The following is a 20035-nucleotide window of genomic DNA, read 5'->3' on the forward strand; positions in this document are numbered from 1 at the left end:
CATTGTCCTGAAGCCGTGTGGCTTTTCAGATGGTCTGTCCACCGAGAAGCCGGGGACGGTCGTGGCCTGAAGATCCGGCCGCTTCGCGGATGAAATAGGTCTTCAGCGCCGGAATACGATCCACGACACCGAGGCCGAAGTCCCGGAGCACGCGAATGGGCGTCACGTCATTGGAGAAGAGGCGGTTCAGGACGTCGGTGGTCACGCCCATGCGGAAGGTATCGAACCGCCGCCAGACCTGATAGCGCTCGAGCACGTTGACCGAGCCGATGTCGAGCCCGAGGCGATCGGCCTCCACCACGGTTTCGGCCAGTGCCGCGACGTCCTTGAAGCCTAGATTGAGCCCCTGGCCGGAAATCGGATGAATGCCATGGGCGGCGTCGCCGGCCAGCGCCAGGCGCGGGGCGACGAAGGCGCGGGCAAGCGTCAGGCCGAGCGGGAAGGCGCGGCGATCGGGAGTCGCGCGGATGGTGCCGAGCTTGTGGCCGAAGCGGCGCTCGAGTTCCGCCTCGAAAAGCAGATCATCGGAGGCGACGAGGCGATCGGCATCTTCGGTGCGCTCGGTCCAGACGAGCGACGAGCGGTTGCCCTTGAGCGGCAGAATGGCAAACGGCCCGGCCGGCAGGAAATGTTCCTCGGCCACGCCGTCATGGTGACGCTCGTGCTCCACCGTCGTGACGATGCCCGACTGCCCGTATTGCCAGGCCACCGTCTTGATGCCCGCCAGATCCCGAAGCTTCGAGCGCACGCCGTCGCAGGCGACCACAAGCCGCGTCGAAACGACGCTGCCATCCGAAAGCGTCAGTTCCGCGCTCGGTCCGGTGTCGCGAAAACCGGTCGCCCGAAGGCCGTGGCGGATGGTGATGCCGCGCTCGGCGCAGGCGTCTCTGAGAGCTGCGACCATGCTGACATTCGGGATCATGTGCGCGAAGGGCCGCCCGTCCTCGACCGCGCCGTCAAAGGTCAGGAAAACCGGGCGAACCGGATCGGAGGTTTTCGAATCGGTCACGATCATCCGGTTGATCGGCTGCGCATCCGGCTCGATCCTGTCCCACAGGCCGAAGACGTCGAGCATCTTCGTGGCGGCCGCAATGATTGCCGAGGCGCGGGGATCCTTCTTCCAGGCCTCCTCGGGTGCTGCTTCGACAACTTCGATCGCAAGATGCGGTGCGGCTTGCTTGATGGCGACCGCTGCCGAAAGGCCGACATAGCCACCGCCGACGACGAGTACATCCAGCATGGCGAATTCCTTTGTTCTTGTAGACCTGATGTCACCTATATAGATCAGCCTTGAACGGGTGCCTATAAGCGGAGCAATGCATTATGTCGCAGCCATCGGGCCAGACCAAACCCATGCAGGAGCTGATCGAGCGTCTCGATCTAGAAAAGCTGGAGGAAAACCTGTTTCGCGGAAGCAGTCCGCAGAACGGCTGGCAGCGTGTTTTCGGCGGTCTCGTGATTGCCCAGGCCCTGATGGCCGCACAGCGTTGCGTCGACCCGGATCGCATCGTGCATTCGCTTCACGCCTATTTCATGCGCCCAGGCGACCCGTCGATCCCCATCGTCTACCAGGTCGAACGCATCCGGGACGGTTCGTCCTTCACCACGCGCCGGGTGGTGGCGATCCAGCATGGCAAGGCGATCTTTTCCATGTCGGCCTCGTTCCAGGTGGAGGAGCCCGGCTTCGACCATCAGGTGACAATCCCTGGCGTGCCGGCGCCCGAGACGCTGATGGGTGAGGCCGAATTCCGCGCGGCCTTCCTTGCCCAGGCGCCCGAGACGGTGAAGAAATACTGGGGTCGCGAGCGGCCGATCGAGATCCGTCCGACATCGCTCACCCATTATCTCTCCCGCGAGAAGCTGGAGCCGGAAGCGCATATCTGGGTTCGCGCTTCGGGCATCGTTCCGGATGACAGGCATTACCAGGCAGCCATTCTTGCCTATCTTTCGGACATGACCCTGCTCGACACATCGCTTTATGCCCATGGCACGTCGATCTTCGATCCCGAACTGCAGGTAGCAAGCCTTGACCACGCCATGTGGTTCCATCGTGCCTGCCGACTGGACGACTGGCTGCTCTACACGCAGGACAGCCCGAGCGCTGCCGGCGCCCGCGGGATGACCCGCGGCAGCATTTTTACCCGGGACGGTCGGCTCATCGCCTCCGTGGCTCAGGAAGGCCTGATCCGCAAACGGGCAAATGATTAAATCCTGAGCAACAAGATTTTTCTGCGTCTTTTTTGTGCGCACATTGTGCACTCATTTGCCTGTTTCTTGGGTAAGTGTGACAGAAGCTTTACATTTCAATAACTTATAGAGCTTCTTGAATCTGGCACGCCTTTTGAATGTCCCTTCTCAGTCGCTGCGCGAAAGTTCCTGCCGGCGGCAAGGAGAGTCGGCTCCGAGCCGAGGACAAGCAAAGGATGGGAAACCAGATGAAGATTGTGATGGCTATCATCAAGCCGTTCAAGCTGGACGAGGTACGCGAGGCCTTGACGGCTGTGGGCATCCAGGGCCTGACCGTCACCGAGGTCAAGGGCTATGGCCGCCAGAAGGGGCACACCGAAATCTATCGCGGCACCGAATATGCCGTCAGCTTTCTGCCGAAACTGAAGATCGAGATCGCTGTCTCGTCCGAACTTGCCGACAAGGCCGTCGAAGCCATCGCTTCTGCCGCCAAGACCGGCCAGATCGGCGACGGCAAGATCTTTGTCTACGCGATCGATCAGGCCGTGCGTATCCGCACCGGCGAAACCAATACCGAAGCGCTGTAAGAGCGGCTGTAAGGGGAGTTGTTACTGATGTCATTTGCCAAGTTGAATTCCAATCTCGTGCGCGTTGGCGCCGCGTCTGCAGCCCTGCTGGCGCCGGTCGTCGCCTTTGCGCAGGAAGCGGCGCCCGCTGCTGCCGAAGCGGTCGCGGCCGCGCCGGTTCCGAACAAGGGCGATACCGCCTTCATGTTCCTTTGCACCATCCTCGTTCTGTTCATGCTGATCCCGGGTCTGGCTCTGTTCTACGGCGGCTTGGTTCGCGCGAAGAACATGCTCTCCGTGCTGATGCAGTGCACGGTCATCGGGTCGGCAGTTATGCTCGTCTGGGTGATCTACGGCTATTCCTTCGCTTTCGGCGGTTCGGAAAACCCCTTCTTCGGCGGCTTCGCCAAGCTCTTCCTCGCCGGTGTCACACCGGAGAGCACGGCCGCGACTTTCTCGGACGCGGTCATTCCGGAATACATCTTCATGCTGTTCCAGATGACGTTCGCAGCCATTACCCCCGCTCTGATCGTCGGCGCCTTTGCTGAACGCATCAAGTTTTCCGCAGCTGTCCTGTTCTGCCTTCTCTGGGTCACCGTCGTCTACTTTCCGATCGCCCACATGGTCTGGGATGCCAAGGGCCTGATCTTCGGCTGGGGCGCGCTCGACTTCGCCGGCGGTACCGTCGTGCACATCAATGCCGGCGTTGCCGGTCTGATCGGCGCGATCATGCTCGGCAAGCGTACCGGCTACGGCAAGGACATGATGGCACCGCACTCCATGACGCTCACGCTTGTCGGAGCAGCCATGCTCTGGGTCGGCTGGTTCGGCTTCAATGCCGGTTCCAACCTCGAAGCTTCCGGCGGCGCGATGCTCGCCACCGTCAACACCTTCATCGCCACTGCGGCTGCTATCGTCTCCTGGTGCCTGGTTGAAACCTTCACCCGCGGCAAGGCCTCGATGCTGGGCGCAGCTTCGGGCATGATCTCCGGCCTCGTCGCGATCACCCCGGCCGCCGGTATCGCCGGCCCGATGGGTGCCATCGTCATGGGTCTGATGGTTTCGCCGCTTTGCTATTTCTTCGTCGCCGTCGTGAAGAACAAGTTCGGCTATGATGATACGGCAGACGTCTTCGGCGTTCATGGTGTCGGCGGCCTCTTTGGGGCGATCGCGACCGGCGTCTTCGCGTCCGCTTCGCTCGGTGGCATCGGCTACGCCGAAGGGGTGACCATGGGTGGTCAGGTCATGACCCAGATCTACGCCGTCGTCGTAACACTTCTGTGGTGCGGTATCGGTTCGTTCATCCTGTACAAGGTTGTCGACATGATTGTCGGCCTGCGTGTTCCGGTCGAAGCCGAACGCGAAGGTCTCGACCTCGCCTCGCACGGCGAAGCGGCCTACCACAGCTAAGATCCCTGGCGGATCTCAACGTCCAAATGCGGCAGCGCCCGGGTCTCATCGCCCGGGCGTTTTCTGTTGAAGCTGCCATGTAGCCGCGGCAAGCGCATGGTTAATGCACCATTAACCCTCCCTCCTGTAGGGTGCGGAGTGGATATCCCCGCGCTGAAAGGGGATTGGGACCCATCACCTGTAACCGGACGGACAGACATTCCATGAATAGAGGCCATTCTGCAGCGCTTCCGGAGCATTCCGCCCGCTCCGCGTTGTCAGCGTTCCTGTTCCGGCAGGTGCTCGCCCTGACGGGATTTGCGCTCTTCCTGCTGCTGGTGCTTGCCGTCGCGGCGCTTGCAACCTGGAACGTTTCCGATCCAAGCCTGTCTTATGCCACGGAAAACGAACCGACCAACATTCTCGGGCTTTCTGGCGCCGTCTTCGCCGACCTGATGATGCAGTTCTTCGGGCTGGGCAGTCTGCTCGCCCTGCTGCCGGTTCTGGCGTGGTCCTTTGCGCTGATCGGCGGACGCAAGCTGAACCGTGTGCCTGCCCGTCTCGGCGCCTGGATCGCCGGGGCTCTGGTGGCTGCTGCCGCCGTCGGCTGCTTTCCGCCGCCAACGACCTGGCCGCTTCCCAGCGGGACCGGTGGCGTGCTCGGCGATCTCATCCTGCGGTTTCCCGCGCTCTTCATCGGCGCCTACCCGACCTCGACATTTGCCATGATCCTGGGTGTCGTCCTCGCCCTGCCAGCGACGTGGCTGATGCTGTTTGCCGCCGGCATCGTCGGCAAGCCGGCCGAAGACATCGATGATGAGGAGCCGGTCGCGCCGATTGCGCGAGCCAAGCCCAAGGCACCGGTGTTCGACGATGACGAGGAAGAGGACGAACGGGAGGGCCCGATCGCCGTCGTCATCGGTGCGGTCACGCATAACTGGTACACCACGCGGGCACGCGTGCGACGGCTGTTCGGGCTGAAGCCGAGTGATCGCAGAGAGCGTGACTTCGAGCAGCCCTATGATTTCAACGATGACGAGTTCGGGACGCTGAACGAGCCGGTCCGTGCCAAGGCACTGCCGCTCAACGCCCGCGTCGAGCCGTCGCTCGATGGCGGATCCGTACGCGGCACCGGCCGGTCGATCGTCTCGCCGCCACCCATGTCTGCCGGCAACTTCGAGGACGACGACGACGATATCGACCTTGATGACCTGCCGCGGCCTGTTGGCATTCTGTCCGATGATGGCGTTCGGCCTGCACCGGCCAAGGCAGGTGCGGCCTCGGCGCGTGTTGCAGCACCCGCTGCCCGGCCGAAACCCGGACCGCGTGTCGATCGCGATGCCCAGGGATCGCTGCTGCGGCCCGAGGGCTTCCAGCTGCCATCCGTCCATCTGCTCGCCGAGCCACGGGCGATCACCCGCGATGCGACCCTGTCGGCCGAGGCTCTGGAGCACAATGCCCGTCTGCTCGAGGGCGTTCTCGACGACTTCGGCGTCAAGGGCGAGATCATCCATGTCCGCCCGGGTCCCGTGGTCACGCTTTACGAACTGGAGCCGGCACCGGGCATCAAGTCGTCGCGTGTCATCGGTCTTGCCGATGATATCGCCCGCTCGATGAGCGCGATCGCTGCCCGAGTTGCCGTCGTGCCTGGACGCAACGCGATCGGTATCGAACTGCCGAACCAGACGCGCGAGACCGTCTATCTTCGCGAGTTGATCGGTTCCCGCGACTTCGACGGCAACAAGGCCAAACTCGCCATGGCACTCGGCAAGACGATCGGCGGCGAGCCTGTGATCGCCGACCTCGCCAAGATGCCGCACCTGCTCGTTGCCGGTACCACCGGCTCGGGTAAGTCGGTCGCGATCAACACGATGATCCTGTCGCTTCTTTACAAGATGACGCCCGAGCAGTGCCGCCTGATCATGATCGATCCCAAGATGCTGGAGCTCTCCGTCTATGACGGCATTCCGCACCTGCTCTCGCCCGTCGTCACCGACCCGAAGAAGGCGGTCGTGGCGCTCAAATGGACCGTCCGCGAGATGGAAGAGCGCTACAAGAAGATGTCGAAGATCGGCGTGCGCAACATCGACGGTTTTAACGCACGCGTTGCCCAGGCGCTGGAAAAGGGCGAGGTTCTGACCCGTACGGTGCAGACGGGCTTTGACCGCCAGACGGGCGAAGCGATCTACGAGACCGAAGAATTCGACCTGCAGCCGCTGCCTTATATCGTCGTCATCATCGACGAGATGGCCGACCTGATGATGGTGGCCGGCAAGGACATCGAAGGCGCGGTTCAGCGTCTCGCGCAGATGGCGCGTGCGGCCGGCATCCATGTGATCATGGCGACCCAGCGCCCGTCGGTCGACGTGATCACAGGTACGATCAAGGCAAACTTCCCGACGCGCATCTCCTTCCAGGTGACGTCGAAGATCGACAGCCGGACGATCCTGGGCGAACAGGGCGCCGAACAGCTGCTCGGCATGGGCGACATGCTCTACATGGCCGGCGGCGGGCGCATCCAGCGTGTCCACGGCCCGTTTGTCTCGGATCACGAGGTCGAGGAGATCGTCGCCTATCTCAAGACTCAAGGATCGCCCCAGTATCTCGAAGCGATCACCATCGATGATGACGAGGACGGCGAAGACGGCGGAGGCCCTGTCGGTACCGGCAATCTTGGGGAATCCGACGATCCCTATGATCAGGCGGTGGCGATTGTGCTGCGTGACGGCAAGGCGTCGACCTCTTATGTGCAGCGCCGTCTCGGCATCGGCTACAACAGGGCCGCCTCGCTGATCGAGCGCATGGAGAAAGAGGGGATCATCGGCCCCGCAAACCATGCCGGAAAGCGCGAGATCCTAGTGCCGACGGAAGAGTGAGTGGCAAATGGTCCGTTGATGGAACAACAGGCCTCAAGACGAGTTGCCGCAGCGGCAGGGCGTTGATGGCCATGAAGCCGCCGCCTTTTTCGGCGAAACCGGAAGCATATGAAGGAGCACAGCATGACAAAGATCAAAGTTAGCGACGTCCACCAGCCGAAGATGGCCAGCCGTCGCCAGTTCGTGCTCGGGACGGCTGCGGTCATGGCCTGCGCAGCAATGCCGTTTCCCGTTTGGGCCGCACCGAGCGCTGCTCAGCAGATTGCCGACCACTTCTCCAGCGTGAAGACAATGATGGGCGAATTCGTCCAGTTTGGCCCGCGCGGCGAACAGACCGGCGGCAAGTTTTTCATCGAACGGCCCGGCAAGCTGCGCTTCAACTATGAAAAGCCGTCGCCGATGCGGGTGATTTCCGACGGCAAGAATGTCGTCATCGGCAATACCAAGCTCAAAACCTGGGATCTTTACCCGCTGAACAAGACGCCGCTCAGCCTGCTTCTGGCGGACCGCATCGATCTGAGCAACCAGATGGTGCGCGACGTCAAGCAGGAGGCGGACCTGACGACGATCGTCCTGGGTGACCGCACCGTCTTCGGCGATTCGACGATCACGCTGATGTTCGACCCCAAGTCGTTCGAGCTGCGCCAATGGACGATCACGGATGTGCAGAAGAAGGACACGTCGGTGATGATCTTCAACGTGCAAAACGGTGTGCAGTTGGATCCGAGCGTCTTTGAAATTCCCTATGCGGACGTGCACAGCCAGAAGCGCGGCTGACCCTCGTCTGATCTCATTGTGGAGAAGGTGGCGTGTCCGGCAGGCTACGCCGCCTTTTTCTGTTCAGGGGGAGGCAAATCCCCTAAGAGGCGGTTATGGACAGGAAGGGACCAGCCATGCGCCTTGCAATCTCCACTTGGAACATCAATTCGGTCCGGCTGCGTCTGCCCATCGTCGTGGACTTCCTCCGGCGTGTGAACCCCGACATCCTGTGTCTTCAGGAAATCAAGTGCCAGAACGACCAGTTCCCGGCCGCGGAGATCGCCGAGCTCGGCTATTCCAACATCGTCATCCACGGGCAAAAGGGCTATCACGGGGTGGCGATCTGCTCGAAGCTGCCCCTGGCGGAAGACCATCGTCAGGACTATTGCGGCGTCGGCGATAGCCGCCATATCTCGGCGATCTTCGAGTGGGCGGGCCGGCGCATCCGCCTGCACAATTTCTATGTCCCGGCTGGCGGCGATGAACCGAACCGCGAGGTGAACCCGAAGTTCGGCCACAAGCTGGATTTCGTCGAGGAGATGAAGGCGCTTTCGGCGGAGGCCGAGCCGAACACGGCGTCGATCCTCGTGGGCGACCTCAACATCGCGCCGCTGGAGCATGATGTCTGGTCGCACAAGCAGATGCTGAAGATCGTCAGCCACACGCCGGTCGAGACCGAGGGGCTGCTCGACATCATGCGGCAGGGCAAGTGGGTGGATCTCATGCGCCAGCATGTCCCGGCATCGGAGAAGCTCTACACCTGGTGGAGCTACAGGGCGAAGGACTGGGCTGCCGCGGATCGCGGCCGGCGTCTCGACCATATCTGGTCGTCGGCCGATCTTGCCCCGCTTCTGGCGCGCATCGATGTCCTGAAGGAAGCCAGAGGCTGGAACCAGCCTTCCGATCATGTCCCGGTCACGGCCTATTTCGAGACTCCATAGCCTGCTATAGACAGCCGGCTCTTTAATTTTTCATGGTGACCGGGCCCTGGGCCCCTGGTTGACACGTGGTATCAGGAGAATTTCGGTGCCAGGGTTTCGGCGCCCTCGATCAGGGCGGCCAAAGACTGTTTGATGCGACCTTCGACCTGGCGGGCCATTTGCGGGTATTCCTCGAGCAGTCTGTGGAACAGCGCTCGCGTGATCCTGATGACATCGACATCGTCGACCGCGACGGCGGTGTATTTCCGCTCAACCATGGTGATCAGTGCGAGTTCCGACAACATCACGCCCGGCCCGACGCGGGCCTCCAGATGCGGCTTGCCGTCCCGGCCGATCACGTAGAGCTCGATATCGCCACGCGTGATCACATAGGCGCATTCGGCAGGCGCCTTCTCCCGAAAGAGAGCCTGACCCGCCGCGACCTGCCTGTGCTCGGCCCCGAAGGCAATCAACTTCAACTGATCCTTGTCGAGACCCGAGAAGAGCGGCAGGGCCGACAGAAGCTCTATATCGTCGCTGAGTGACATGGCGTTTCCCTGGTCGGATCGGGTCTGGCTGGTCCGCCCGTGGTCCGTGCATAACGCAAAACGGGGATGAAGACGACCCGTGAGCCCTCTTCATCCCCGTCGCAATCATCTCTACAGTCAGGGAACGATCTTGTAGCCGCCGTTCTCGGTCACCAGGATTTCGGCATTGGATGGATCGCGTTCGATCTTCTGGCGCAGGCGATAGACATGGGTTTCCAGCGTGTGCGTCGTGACACCGGAATTGTAGCCCCAGACTTCCTCCAGAAGGACGTCACGCGTCACCACCTTCTGGCCTGCACGGTAGAGGTAGCGAATGATCGCGGATTCCTTTTCCGTCAGGCGGATCTTCTTGCCGTCCTCGGTCGTGAGCAGCTTCTGGCTCGGCTTGAAGAGATAGGGGCCAACCCCGAACGTCGCGTCTTCGCTTTGTTCGAACTGGCGCAGCTGCGCACGGATGCGCGCCAGCAGAACCGCAAAGCGGAAAGGTTTCGTCACATAGTCATTGGCGCCGGCTTCAAGACCAAGGATCGTATCGGAATCCGTGTCGTGCCCCGTCAGCATGATGACCGGCGACTTGAAGCCGCCCTTGCGCAGAAGCTTCACGGCCTCGCGGCCATCCATGTCCGGCAGGCCCACGTCCATGATCATCAGATCGACCTGGGCTGTCTTCGCTGTCTGCATGGCGCGGGTGGCATTGCTCTCCTGCAGCAGCGCGAACTCTTCGTAGAGCGAAAGCTGCTCGACCAGGATCTGCCTCAGATCGTCGTCATCATCTACCAGCAGAATGGTCCGCGTCGTCATCCGTCATCCTTCCAGATTGATCCCGTCCTCGGGTCTTGCTGCCCAAGTAAACCGCATGTAAGCCTAACTCGCAGCCGTTTAAGGGCCATGAATACAACAATATTCACGAAGAAGGCAAAAAGTCGTGACCAAGAGGCCAGTTGCACTGAAAAGGTCCGGAAAGACCGTCAGTCGGCTTCTGGTTCGCCCGGCGCCCGGCAATCCGAGACAGGCCATCCTGCAGGCAGGCCCGCTGACCTTTCGTGCTGCTCTTGGACGCAGCGGACGCTCGAGCCGCAAGCGCGAGGGTGACGGCGCAACGCCGATCGCCACCATGCCGCTCCTGTTCGGCTATCGGCGTGGGGATCGAGGTCCCCTGCCGGCAACGCCGCTCGCCATGCGCCGATCGCTACCCGACATGCTCTGGTGCGACGCGGTCAGCGACCCGAACTATAATCGGCCTGTCCGTGCGCCGTTCAGCCCGAGCCACGAGAAACTGGAGCGTGCCGACGAGCTCTATGATGTCTGCATCGTACTCGACTGGAATTTCCGCTGTCGGAAGCGCAGATGTGGCTCCGCGATCTTCTTTCACATCGCCAGACCCGGCTACACGCCGACAGAGGGTTGTGTGGCGATCAGCCTTCGCGACATGCGGCGGATTCTCCCCCATCTTGGTCGACGGACATCCCTTCAGGTTCTCTGATTGGAACTTCAGTCCTTTTGACCGCTTGTCCTCTTTCATCGGGGGCTCACCGGCCTAAATACGACTTGCGGCCGGTACGTCTTTCTCTTCGCCGCCGCCACCGGTTTCGCGCTCCAGCGCAGACACTTTCCGATCCGGAGATATCAGCAAATGACAGATCAAACCCATATTGCCCTGAATGACGGCGCTCGCATCCCCCAGGTGGGGCTCGGCGTCTGGCAGACACCCAACGATGAGGCGGCTCCTGCGGTCAAAGCTGCTCTCGATGCCGGCTACCGTCATGTCGACACCGCAGCGGTCTATGAAAACGAAGAGGGGGTGGGCGAGGGGATCCGGCAGTCGGGCCTTGCACGGTCCGACATCTTCCTCACCACCAAGCTCTGGAACAATGACCAGGGCCATGACCAGACGCTGCGCGCTTTCGACGCCAGCTTGAAGAGGCTCGGGACGGACTATGTCGATCTCTATCTGATCCACTGGCCCTCGCCCCATCGCGGCCTGTTTGTCGACACCTGGAAGGCCTTCATCAAGCTGAAGGAAGAAGGCCGCGTCAAATCGATCGGCGTTTCCAACTTCTATCCAGAGCATATCGAGAAGATCGTCGCCGAGACGGGCGTCGTTCCCGTCATCAACCAGATCGAGCTGCATCCGGATTTCCAGCAGCGTGCGGCCCGGGAATTCCACGACAAGCATCGCATCGCGACTCAATCCTGGAGCCCTCTCGGCCAGGGCAAGCTTCTCGGTCATCCGGCGATCGCCGAGATCGCCAGCAAGCTTGGTCGCACGCCCGCTCAGGTCATCATCCGGTGGCACATCGATAATGGCCTCGTGGTCATCCCGAAGTCGGTCACGCCGTCGCGCATCATCGAAAACTTCCAGGTCTTCGATTTCAAGCTGTCGAGCGAGGATCTTGCCAAGCTGAACGGCCTGGATGACGCTGCGGCCCGCATCGGACCGGATCCCAAGACGGCGACCTTCTGATCCGCCTTGTATAAGCACAGTTGAAGTGCGGGCCGCTTTTCCTGGGAAAGCGGCCCGTTTTTTGTTTATTGCCTGAGCGCAGAATCCCAATGCTCGTCGGCCTTGCCGTCGACGATCCGCCAGGTGTCGTACCAGGTCGTCGTATAGGTCTTGGAGGGATCCTTCGGGTCCTTCTCTTCCCTGACAATTCCCACAGTGACGAGATCGCCCTCGGCCGTTACGAAGGCCACCGGCATCGACAGTTTTTCCGGGATTGGCTTTTTTTCGACCTTTAGCACCTCTGTGAAGAAGCGCACGACCGTGTCCCGCCCGGACGCGACGTTGGGATTGTGCTGCATGTAGCGCTCGCTCAGGAGTTCATCGGCCTTGTCCCAGTGTCCGGCCTCCAGGAGATCCCGGAGAATACGGTAGACCACCTGCTTGTTGGCATGCAGCTGCGGATCGGGGCTCGTGAAGAGCGCCTCCTTGTCTACCGCGGCGACGACGGGTTCCTGCGCCGAGGCGGCGAGCGGTGTCATGGCCCCGGCGATCAGGGCGAATGCGAGCAAGGCATGCTTTGGTCTGAAGAGCATGATGGTTCCTCTTGTTGGCGAATGGCCCGGAAGCTAAGGCACAGAAATAGATACTCACGGGAATTGCTGAAAGAAGGCAGTTTTTCCGGATATGGTCAGCAAGAGAGAACCAACCATGCGTAGTTCTGCAGTAGAATTGCATCCTGTTCATCAAGAACTCCGCTTCTTGCCAGCGGGGAAGGAGATGTGACACTGTGCGCTGCCACAATTCGGGAGATTTCCATGCTGTTTCGCCGCGCTGTCCTTGCCGGTCTGTCCGCCCTTGCCGTCTTGCCCTTTGCCGCCCAGGCCAGCGACCTGCCGGATCTCGCTGGCAAGACCGTCGTCGTCGTGACGGAAAACGCCTATCCGCCGCTGCAATTCGTCGATCCCAAATCAGGCGAGCAGATCGGCTGGGAATATGATGCGATGAACGAGATCGCCAAGCGGCTGAACTTCAAGGTCGAGTACCAGAATACGTCGTGGGACGCGATGATCCAGGCTGTTTCCGACGGTCAGTATCAGGTCGGCATGACCGGCATCACCATCAAGGAAGATCGCAAGGAGAAGGTCGACTTCTCCGATCCTTACATGCGTTCGGAGCAGTTCATGCTGGTGCGCAGTGACGAAAGCCGCTTTACCGATTCCAAGACTTTCGCGGCGTTCACGGATGGCCTCGTCGGTGCCCAGCCCGGGACCACACCCTTCTACACGGCCGTCTATGAAATTCTCGACGGCAATGAGCAAAATCCGCGCATCAAGCTGTTCGAAACTTTCGGGGCCACGGTTCAGGCCCTGAAGACGGGTGACGTCGACGTGGTGCTGACCGACGGTACTGCTGGCAAGGGTTACGTCGATTCCTCGAATGGCGGCCTGAAGCTGATCGGCGGCCCGCTGGGGTCGGAGGACTTCGGTTTCATTTTCCCGAAGGGATCCGATCTCGTTGCGCCCATCAACGCCGCGATTGCCTCGATGAAGGCCGATGGCACGATCGATGCGCTCAACAAGAAGTGGTTCCTCGACTACAAGATGGGCGAATGAGCCAGTTGCGTCCCTGCGACCTGAAGGCGGGTGACTGATGGCATTCCAGACCCTTCCTCAGGGTGATCAGAAGGGCGACCGGCCTTGGTGGCTGGTCGCCTTCGTCTTGATGGCGGTTGCGCTGGCCGGCGTGATCTTTGTCAGCGATCTCTATGCCCAGGTCTTCAACACGGTGGTCAAAGGCCTGTGGGTCACGGTCTTCGTCACTCTTGTCGGCTTCTCGCTTGCGACGGCCCTTGGCTTGCTGATCGCCCTGCTCGGCATGTCCGACAGTATCGTTCTTCGCCAGATCGCCCGCTTCTATGTCGAAGTGGTGCGTGGCATACCGATCATCGTGCTGCTCTTCTACATCGCCTTTGTCGGGGCACCGGGTTTCGTTGCCCTCTACAATCTGGTGATGTCGCCACTCATCTCCGCAGGAATGTTCGACGCCATGATCGTGCGCGACGTCTCCCTGATGTGGCGTGCGATCATCGCGTTGATGATCGGCTACTCAGCCTTCATCGCCGAGATTTTCCGTGCCGGCATCCAGTCCATCGACAAGGGGCAGATCGAGGCGGCCAAGGCCTTGGGCCTCAGCCGGAGCCAGCGTTTCCGTCTTGTCATCTTTCCGCAGGCGATCAGGGTTATCTTCCCGCCACTCTCGAACGATTTCGTCGCCATGGTGAAGGACAGCTCATTGGTATCGGTGCTTGGCGTGGCCGACATCACCCAGATGGCCAAGGTTTATGCATCCGGATCGTTCCGGTTCTTCGAGACCTATTCGATCGTTGCCTATGTCTATCTTGTGCTGACCATTGGCCTCTCGATCCTGCTCAGAGGCTTCGAGAAGCGCATGCGGGAGCGCCGCGGATGAGGTTCCCCTCGCTGGACCGTGCCGCGACCACGATCAATCGGCTCCGATACTATGCGGCCGGGATTACCCGTCATGCACTGCCCAGGTCGTGGTTCCTGCAAAAAAGCAGGGCGATCCTCAGAGATCTCGAAGACGCGCCGGAACTTGCGGACCTCGTTGGAAGAGCGAATTACTACAACAGATTGTCGCGCGATGCTGCCAAGCCCGGTGTGCGGCTTGATGCCGTCGACCGGGGGCAGAGCCGATATTACCTCGATCTGGATGAATATCTTCGCTATTTCGACCGCCACCTGAAGATCGACTATCTCTTCGGCGACGTGACCTGGGTGCCGAGCTCTCCGTGCCTGGTCAAGAGCAGACCAACCGACCAGCCAAATGCCAATTCGGTGCTGCTCAATCTCGACAAGCTTCGACATTTCAGGTTCCCCAGGGACGAGACACCCTGGGAAAGCAAGAAGCCGCTGGCGGTCTGGCGTGGGGCGCCGAACAATCCGCTGCGCATCGAACTGATCAAGCGTCACCGAAACAGCGTCGTAGCCGATGTCGGCCAGGTCAACGAAACGATCGAGGGGTTGGCTCCCAAAGGCTTCCTGAGCCCGAGGCAGCAGATGGGCTATCGCTACATCATCTCCATCGAGGGCTTCGACGTCGCGACCAATCTGAAATGGATCATGGCGTCCGGCAGCGTCTGCCTGATGCCGAAGGGGCGCTTCGAGACCTGGTTCAGGGAAGGAGCCCTGATCCCGGATCACCACTTTGTCGAACTGCGCCCGGATTTCAGCGATCTTGAAGACCAGATCGCAAGCCTCGAGAAGAACCCGCAATGGGCGCAGGATATCGTGGCCAATGCGAACGCCTATGTCGCCTCCTTCAGCGACCGGGAGACCGAGCGGAAGGTCTCCCTGCTGGTGCTGCAGAAGTATTTCGAGGCGACCGGACAGCTCCCGCCGTCGCCGCTCAGCCCTCTCTTCTTTCCCGATGCGACGGATGCGCGCGCCTGATCAACGCTCAGTATATGTCGGGAACATACATCTCGGCGGGCACGGGATGGCGAATGTAGTCGGCATTGCGCACCCGGGCGGGTAGCTCCACGGGTTCCTTCGGGACATGCTCGTATGGCACCTGCTTCAACAGATGGGCGATCATGTTGAGGCGCGCCTTCTTCTTGTCGACGGCCTGAACCACCCACCAGGGTGCTTCCGGGATGTGCGTGCGCTCCAGCATCTCTTCCTTGGCGCGGGTATAGCTTTCCCAGTGAATCCGGCTTTCGAGGTCCATCGGGGAGAGCTTCCATTGTTTCAGCGGGTCGTTGATGCGCATCCGGAAGCGGAATTCCTGCTCTTCGTCTGTGATCGAGAACCAGTATTTGACGAGGATGATCCCGGAGCGCACCAGCATGCGTTCGAATTCGGGGACGGAGCGGAAGAATTCTTCAAGTTCATCCGGCGTGCAGAAGCCCATGACCCGCTCCACCCCGGCGCGATTGTACCAGGAGCGGTCGAAGAGGACCATTTCGCCAGCCATCGGCAGATGCTGGACGTAACGCTGGAAATACCACTGGCTGCGCTCGCGCTCAGTGGGTGCCGGCAGCGCCACCACCCGGCAGACGCGCGGGTTGAGCCGCTGCGTGACACGTTTGATCGCGCCGCCCTTGCCGGCTGAATCGCGACCTTCGAAGAGTACGACCATCTTCAGCTTCTTGTATTGCACCCAGTCCTGCAGCCGGACCAGTTCGTGCTGCAGGCGGAAGAGCTCGCGGAAATAGATCCTGCGATCGATCGTTGGCTCTGCCATGCCGTCGGCAACCAGCTGATCGAGGCGCTCCTCGTCCAACTGCTGCTCCAGTTCCTCGTCGAAGCTGTCGAGGATTTCGGTCTTGATGCGGTGGATGTCTTCGTTCATGGCGCGGGTTCCGGCAGGGCGATCTTTGACTGACGAAGATCAAGCATGCTTGCACGACTGCTTCATGACAGAGCCATGTCAGCGCCGTTGCGAGGCAATTGCCGACATGAGCGAAAACTGGTATGACGCCGGCCATGGGATCGAAATTCGGATGCCTCGCGAACCAGTTCATCGTGCTGCAGGACCACAAGCGTCTGCCGGCACGCTTTTTCGCGCGCGTTCAAGGGGCCCTTGCGAGCCTTCGCGGCTGATCGCCTTCGGCCGTGACATCGGCTCCCGAAGCTGCACCTCGGCATTCTCGAAAAACAAAATCCCTTTATCCTCAGTCTGGACGGAACCTACCCCATGAGCGCACCCCGCACCCTTTACGACAAGATCTGGGACGACCACGTCGTCGATCGCCAGGACGACGGCACCTGTCTCCTCTACATCGACCGTCACCTCGTTCACGAAGTGACGAGCCCGCAGGCCTTCGAAGGTCTGCGCATGGCCGGCCGCAAGGTTCGTGCGCCGCAGAAGACGCTCGCCGTTGTCGACCACAACGTGCCGACTTCGCCGGATCGCCACCTCGGCATCAAGAACGAGGAAAGCCGCATCCAGGTCGAGGCGCTTGCCAACAACGCGGCGGAATTCGGCGTGGAATACTACTCGGCCTCCGACAAGCGTCAGGGCATCGTGCACATCGTCGGTCCGGAGCAAGGCTTCACGCTGCCGGGCATGACCATCGTCTGCGGCGACAGCCACACCTCAACCCATGGCGCCTTCGGCGCGCTGGCGCACGGCATCGGCACGTCTGAAGTCGAGCATGTGCTCGCGACCCAGACGCTGATCCAGAAGAAGGCGAAGAACATGCTGGTGCGCGTCGACGGGAAACTCCCCGAAGGCGTTACCGCAAAGGACATCATCCTCGCCATCATCGGCGAGATCGGCACGGCCGGCGGCACCGGCCACGTCATCGAATTCGCAGGCGAAGCGATCGAGGCGCTGTCGATGGAAGGCCGCATGACGGTCTGCAACATGACGATCGAGGGCGGCGCCCGCGCCGGTCTGATCGCGCCGGATGAAAAGACCTTCGAATACATCAAAGGCAAGCCGCGCGCGCCGAAGGGCGAAGCCCTTGAGCAGGCGATCGCCTACTGGAAGACGCTGAAGTCCGACGAAGGCGCGCATTTCGATCGCGTCGTCGTTCTCGATGCCGCCAACCTGCCGCCGATCGTCTCCTGGGGTTCTTCGCCGGAAGACGTCGTCTCGGTTCAGGGCGTCGTTCCGAACCCTGACGATATCCAGGACGAGACGAAACGCGCTTCCAAGTGGCGTGCGCTCGACTATATGGGCCTGAAGCCGGGCACCAAGATCACCGATATCGCCATCGACCGCGTCTTCATCGGCTCCTGCACCAATGGTCGTATCGAAGACCTGCGCGAAGTGGCCAAGGTCGTCGAGGGCAAGAAGGTGGCCTCCACCGTGTCGGCCATGATCGTTCCGGGCTCCGGCCTCGTGAAGGAGCAGGCGGAAGCCGAAGGTCTCGACAAGATCTTCAAGGAAGCCGGCTTTGACTGGCGCGAACCGGGCTGCTCGATGTGCCTCGCCATGAACGACGACCGCCTGAAGCCGGGCGAGCGCTGCGCCTCGACCTCGAACCGCAACTTCGAGGGACGTCAGGGCTTCAAGGGCCGCACGCATCTCGTCTCGCCCGCCATGGCAGCCGCCGCTGCCGTTGCCGGCCATTTTGTCGATATCCGCGACTTTCAGTAAGTCACGGCGCTGAGCTGACCCAGATTGACCGCCCGCTCACACAGCGGGCGGTTTCTTTTTGCCCGCCGGTTGCAAACACAGGTGAAGCGACTATCGTCGCCGTGTCACAAAACTGTCATATGCCGCGCACAGGTCCCCCATGAACGTCCGTGAACTTCCCCTCCCGCCCCGCAGGCCGCGGTCGTGAGCACGGTTGCCGTCGGCCTCGCGCTGCTTGCCGCAATCCTGCATGCGAGCTGGAACGCCTTCCTGCGTACGGGCGCGGATCGTCTCTGGTCGATCACGGTGATGAGCCTTGCGGGCAGCATCATCTGCCTGCCCTTTCTCTTCATCCTGCCGGTCCCGGGGGCTGCCGCCTGGCCCTATATTCTGGTCTCGGCGGGCCTGCAGGTCGGCTACAGCCTGTTTCTGGTCGCTGCCTATCGCCATGGGGAGCTTGGCCAGGTCTATCCAATCGTGCGCGGCACCGTGCCGCTCCTGGTGACGCTCGGAGGTTTCCTCTTTTTCGGAGAAGTTCTCGGGCTTTGGCAGACGCTGGGCGTTGCCATGATTGCGGCCGGCATCATGAGCCTGTCGCTCGGCAGGACGAGAGCTGCCACATCCTCGATCCTCTTTGCGCTCGCCACGGGCCTGATCATTGCCTGCTATTCGACGGTGGATTCGCGCGGCGTGAAAATGGTCGAGCAGCCGGCGGCCTATGCGCTCTGGGTTCTCTTTCTCTTCGGCCTGATGATCACGATCGCCTTCATGATCACCCGCCGGGGCCTTGTCATCGATTTGAAATCCCCGGCGACCTGGAAGGCCGTCGGTGGTGGCGTGGTGGCCATGCTCGCATATGGTCTGGTGGTGGTGGCCTATGCCTACGCACCGGCAGGTCTTGTCACGGCCGTGCGCGAGACGAGCGTCGTCTTTGCCGTCCTGATCGGGGCGCTTCTCCTGGGCGAGCCGCTGACCCTGCGGCGCCTTCTCGCCTGCCTTGTCGTTGCCGGCGGGGCAATCAGCATCAGCCTCTAGAGCCGTCTAGAAATGAACGGCTCTAAGCGGCCAAAAAAGAAGCCCCGCGAACGGGGCTTCCATAGGGGGTGTTCGATCAGATCACTCGGCCGAGTCGGCGGAGTCCGCGTTGAGCTGGCCGTATTTCTCTTCGCCGATCTTTGAGAGAAGTTCGAGCTGGGTCTCGAGGAAGTCGATATGGCCTTCTTCGTCGATCAGCAGCTGTTCGAAGATCTTCATCGAGACGTAGTCGCCTGCCTGATAACAGATGTCGCGCGAGGCCTTGTAGGACGTGCGGGCGTCGTATTCGCCAGCGAGGTCGGCTTCGAGCACCTCCTTGACGTTCTGGCCGATGCGCAGAGGCGCTACCGTCTGCAGGTTCGGGTGGCCTTCGAGGAAGATGATGCGGTCGATGATCTTGTCAGCATGCTGCATTTCCTCGATCGATTCGGCACGCTCCTTCTTGGCGAGCTTGGTGTAGCCCCAATCGTTGAGCAGGCGGTAGTGCAGCCAGTATTGGTTGACAGCACCAAGCTCGAGGAACAGCGCCTCGTTTAGCCGTTCAATGACCTTCGGATCACCCTTCATGAATTTCGTCCTTTACGTGAATTGAATGGTGGAACTCTAGCGTCACCGTGGAACCCTGTCGAGAACTTTTAGAAGGATTCTAATTCTTGCGAGACGGCGTGCAGGGCGATTGCGTGCGACAACGCCAATCCTGCCGGTAGGTTTCAAGCCGGACAAGACAGGAATTCGGTCGAAGGCGGAAAAAATGGAAGAGGCCGGGGCAAGTGTTGCGGCGACTGCAGGTGTCAGCCGGCAGCGCGGCGGGCCTGAAGCATGGCCTGGCGACGTTCGGCCAGGGCGACCTTCTGTTCTTCATGGAACTGCTTTAGGCGTTCCATGAAGTTGATGACCTTGGTTTCCTCGGTCTGGAGCGCGGCGTGGTATTCCTGAGTGGTGCGAATGATGAGATCGACGACATTGGGGAAGCAGCCGCAGCAGCGACCGCGCTTGCCCATGGCATGGTAGACCTTGCCGGGGACGATCAGCTGCCAACAGTCTTCATCGAGCATCTCGGTGATGACGGCCTTGATGTCCTTGTCGGTGATGTAATTGCAGCTGCAGACCAGCATGGTCGGGCACTCGTCAAACATGACATTCACTGTCGCCTTTCTCGTAAACCAGATGGCCTTTGTCAAGAAAAATCGCGGCATGCCCGGGAGAT

Annotated in this window: 19 protein-coding genes and 1 pseudogene; 13 read left to right on the top strand and 7 right to left on the bottom strand. The window is 61.0% G+C overall.

Annotation, left to right across the window (positions count from 1 at the left end; all coding sequences use genetic code 11):
- Positions 1-25 precede the first annotated feature (25 nt).
- The gene (locus H6M51_RS06490) at positions 26-1270 is read right to left on the bottom strand and encodes a ubiquinone biosynthesis hydroxylase (protein ID WP_348644427.1); all 1245 of its coding nucleotides are present in this window, start codon (positions 1268-1270) and stop codon (positions 26-28) included.
- Positions 1271-1323: 53 nt separating this feature from the next.
- Here H6M51_RS06490 and tesB point away from each other — a divergent pair, with 53 nt between their 5' ends.
- From tesB to H6M51_RS06520, 6 genes are all read left to right on the top strand, one after another.
- On the top strand, positions 1324-2208 hold the full coding sequence (gene tesB, locus H6M51_RS06495; protein WP_185809079.1) for an acyl-CoA thioesterase II: 885 nt from the start codon (positions 1324-1326) through the stop codon (positions 2206-2208).
- A gap of 215 nt (positions 2209-2423) precedes the next feature.
- Positions 2424-2774, top strand: coding sequence for a P-II family nitrogen regulator (locus tag H6M51_RS06500; RefSeq protein ID WP_076396987.1), 351 nt, complete (start codon positions 2424-2426; stop codon positions 2772-2774).
- 27 nt (positions 2775-2801) lie between these two features.
- Positions 2802-4163 carry an ammonium transporter gene (locus H6M51_RS06505; protein WP_185809080.1) on the top strand — a complete coding sequence of 454 codons (1362 nt, stop codon included), beginning with the start codon at positions 2802-2804 and terminating at the stop codon, positions 4161-4163.
- Between the two features lie 203 nt (positions 4164-4366).
- Positions 4367-7018 (top strand): DNA translocase FtsK, encoded by a 2652-nt coding sequence (locus H6M51_RS06510; protein WP_185809081.1) that lies wholly within the window; start codon positions 4367-4369, stop codon positions 7016-7018.
- Between the two features lie 108 nt (positions 7019-7126).
- Positions 7127-7795 carry an outer membrane lipoprotein carrier protein LolA gene (locus H6M51_RS06515; RefSeq protein ID WP_185809082.1) on the top strand — a complete coding sequence of 223 codons (669 nt, stop codon included), beginning with the start codon at positions 7127-7129 and terminating at the stop codon, positions 7793-7795.
- A 116-nt stretch (positions 7796-7911) separates the two neighbouring features.
- Entirely contained in the window at positions 7912-8718 is an 807-nt protein-coding gene (locus H6M51_RS06520) for an exodeoxyribonuclease III (RefSeq protein WP_185809083.1), read from the top strand.
- 71 nt (positions 8719-8789) lie between these two features.
- Here H6M51_RS06520 and H6M51_RS06525 read toward each other — a convergent pair whose 3' ends face one another.
- Together H6M51_RS06525 and H6M51_RS06530 are read right to left on the bottom strand one after the other, a co-directional pair.
- Positions 8790-9245: a cyclic nucleotide-binding domain-containing protein gene (locus H6M51_RS06525; protein ID WP_185809084.1), complete on the bottom strand. Its 456-nt coding sequence runs from the start codon at positions 9243-9245 to the stop codon at positions 8790-8792.
- 117 nt (positions 9246-9362) lie between these two features.
- Positions 9363-10046: a response regulator transcription factor gene (locus H6M51_RS06530; protein ID WP_185809085.1), complete on the bottom strand. Its 684-nt coding sequence runs from the start codon at positions 10044-10046 to the stop codon at positions 9363-9365.
- A 124-nt stretch (positions 10047-10170) separates the two neighbouring features.
- Between H6M51_RS06530 and H6M51_RS06535 the strand changes: the two genes are divergently transcribed.
- Together H6M51_RS06535 and H6M51_RS06540 are read left to right on the top strand one after the other, a co-directional pair.
- On the top strand, positions 10171-10728 hold the full coding sequence (locus tag H6M51_RS06535; protein WP_348644415.1) for a L,D-transpeptidase family protein: 558 nt from the start codon (positions 10171-10173) through the stop codon (positions 10726-10728).
- Between the two features lie 150 nt (positions 10729-10878).
- A complete protein-coding gene (locus H6M51_RS06540) occupies positions 10879-11709 on the top strand; it encodes an aldo/keto reductase (RefSeq protein WP_185809086.1) in 831 nt (276 codons plus the stop codon).
- Between the two features lie 65 nt (positions 11710-11774).
- Here the strand turns inward: H6M51_RS06540 and H6M51_RS06545 are convergent, their stop codons facing one another.
- A complete protein-coding gene (locus H6M51_RS06545; RefSeq protein WP_210314733.1) occupies positions 11775-12281 on the bottom strand; it encodes a nuclear transport factor 2 family protein in 507 nt (168 codons plus the stop codon).
- Positions 12282-12503: 222 nt separating this feature from the next.
- Here H6M51_RS06545 and H6M51_RS06550 point away from each other — a divergent pair, with 222 nt between their 5' ends.
- The 3 genes from H6M51_RS06550 to H6M51_RS06560 are packed head-to-tail and all read left to right on the top strand — an operon-like array spanning position 12504 to position 15158.
- Entirely contained in the window at positions 12504-13301 is a 798-nt protein-coding gene (locus tag H6M51_RS06550; RefSeq protein ID WP_185809087.1) for a basic amino acid ABC transporter substrate-binding protein, read from the top strand.
- 37 nt (positions 13302-13338) lie between these two features.
- Entirely contained in the window at positions 13339-14157 is an 819-nt protein-coding gene (locus H6M51_RS06555; RefSeq protein ID WP_185809088.1) for an amino acid ABC transporter permease, read from the top strand.
- A complete protein-coding gene (locus tag H6M51_RS06560) occupies positions 14154-15158 on the top strand; it encodes a glycosyl transferase family 90 (RefSeq protein ID WP_185809089.1) in 1005 nt (334 codons plus the stop codon). The genes H6M51_RS06555 and H6M51_RS06560 overlap by 4 nt, the downstream gene beginning before the upstream one ends.
- A gap of 7 nt (positions 15159-15165) precedes the next feature.
- Here the strand turns inward: H6M51_RS06560 and ppk2 are convergent, their stop codons facing one another.
- A complete protein-coding gene (ppk2, locus tag H6M51_RS06565) occupies positions 15166-16059 on the bottom strand; it encodes a polyphosphate kinase 2 (RefSeq protein ID WP_185809090.1) in 894 nt (297 codons plus the stop codon).
- A 345-nt stretch (positions 16060-16404) separates the two neighbouring features.
- On the opposite strand from ppk2, the gene leuC reads away from it, so the two are divergent.
- Together leuC and H6M51_RS06575 are read left to right on the top strand one after the other, a co-directional pair.
- Positions 16405-17814, top strand: a complete 1410-nt coding sequence (leuC, locus tag H6M51_RS06570; RefSeq protein ID WP_185809091.1) for a 3-isopropylmalate dehydratase large subunit — start codon at positions 16405-16407, stop codon at positions 17812-17814.
- Positions 17815-17997: 183 nt separating this feature from the next.
- Positions 17998-18828, top strand: coding sequence for a DMT family transporter (locus H6M51_RS06575; protein WP_185809092.1), 831 nt, complete (start codon positions 17998-18000; stop codon positions 18826-18828).
- A gap of 81 nt (positions 18829-18909) precedes the next feature.
- Here H6M51_RS06575 and bfr read toward each other — a convergent pair whose 3' ends face one another.
- Together bfr and H6M51_RS06585 are read right to left on the bottom strand one after the other, a co-directional pair.
- The gene (gene bfr / locus H6M51_RS06580; RefSeq protein WP_166601653.1) at positions 18910-19395 is read right to left on the bottom strand and encodes a bacterioferritin; all 486 of its coding nucleotides are present in this window, start codon (positions 19393-19395) and stop codon (positions 18910-18912) included.
- Between the two features lie 224 nt (positions 19396-19619).
- A pseudogene (locus tag H6M51_RS06585) lies at positions 19620-20024 on the bottom strand (bacterioferritin-associated ferredoxin).
- Between the last annotated feature and the right edge of the window lie 11 nt (positions 20025-20035).

Origin of the sequence: Rhizobium sp. AQ_MP (assembly GCF_014237835.1) — a bacterium.
Taxonomy (GTDB): domain Bacteria; phylum Pseudomonadota; class Alphaproteobacteria; order Rhizobiales; family Rhizobiaceae; genus Allorhizobium.

Excerpts from the sequence above, each read along its gene's own strand:
- H6M51_RS06505 (WP_185809080.1), top strand. The coding sequence starts at position 2,802 with ATGTCATTTGCCAAGTTGAATTCCAATCTCGTGCGCGTTGGCGCCGCG.
- H6M51_RS06500 (WP_076396987.1), top strand. The coding sequence starts at position 2,424 with ATGGGAAACCAGATGAAGATTGTGATGGCTATCATCAAGCCGTTCAAG.
- H6M51_RS06545 (WP_210314733.1), bottom strand. The coding sequence starts at position 12,281 with ATGCTCTTCAGACCAAAGCATGCCTTGCTCGCATTCGCCCTGATCGCC.
- H6M51_RS06515 (WP_185809082.1), top strand. The coding sequence starts at position 7,127 with ATGAAGGAGCACAGCATGACAAAGATCAAAGTTAGCGACGTCCACCAG.
- H6M51_RS06540 (WP_185809086.1), top strand. The coding sequence starts at position 10,879 with ATGACAGATCAAACCCATATTGCCCTGAATGACGGCGCTCGCATCCCC.
- H6M51_RS06510 (WP_185809081.1), top strand. The coding sequence starts at position 4,367 with ATGAATAGAGGCCATTCTGCAGCGCTTCCGGAGCATTCCGCCCGCTCC.
- H6M51_RS06555 (WP_185809088.1), top strand. The coding sequence starts at position 13,339 with ATGGCATTCCAGACCCTTCCTCAGGGTGATCAGAAGGGCGACCGGCCT.
- leuC (WP_185809091.1), top strand. The coding sequence starts at position 16,405 with ATGAGCGCACCCCGCACCCTTTACGACAAGATCTGGGACGACCACGTC.
- H6M51_RS06560 (WP_185809089.1), top strand. The coding sequence starts at position 14,154 with ATGAGGTTCCCCTCGCTGGACCGTGCCGCGACCACGATCAATCGGCTC.
- bfr (WP_166601653.1), bottom strand. The coding sequence starts at position 19,395 with ATGAAGGGTGATCCGAAGGTCATTGAACGGCTAAACGAGGCGCTGTTC.
- tesB (WP_185809079.1), top strand. The coding sequence starts at position 1,324 with ATGTCGCAGCCATCGGGCCAGACCAAACCCATGCAGGAGCTGATCGAG.
- H6M51_RS06550 (WP_185809087.1), top strand. The coding sequence starts at position 12,504 with ATGCTGTTTCGCCGCGCTGTCCTTGCCGGTCTGTCCGCCCTTGCCGTC.
- H6M51_RS06525 (WP_185809084.1), bottom strand. The coding sequence starts at position 9,245 with ATGTCACTCAGCGACGATATAGAGCTTCTGTCGGCCCTGCCGCTCTTC.
- H6M51_RS06530 (WP_185809085.1), bottom strand. The coding sequence starts at position 10,046 with ATGACGACGCGGACCATTCTGCTGGTAGATGATGACGACGATCTGAGG.
- H6M51_RS06520 (WP_185809083.1), top strand. The coding sequence starts at position 7,912 with ATGCGCCTTGCAATCTCCACTTGGAACATCAATTCGGTCCGGCTGCGT.
- ppk2 (WP_185809090.1), bottom strand. The coding sequence starts at position 16,059 with ATGAACGAAGACATCCACCGCATCAAGACCGAAATCCTCGACAGCTTC.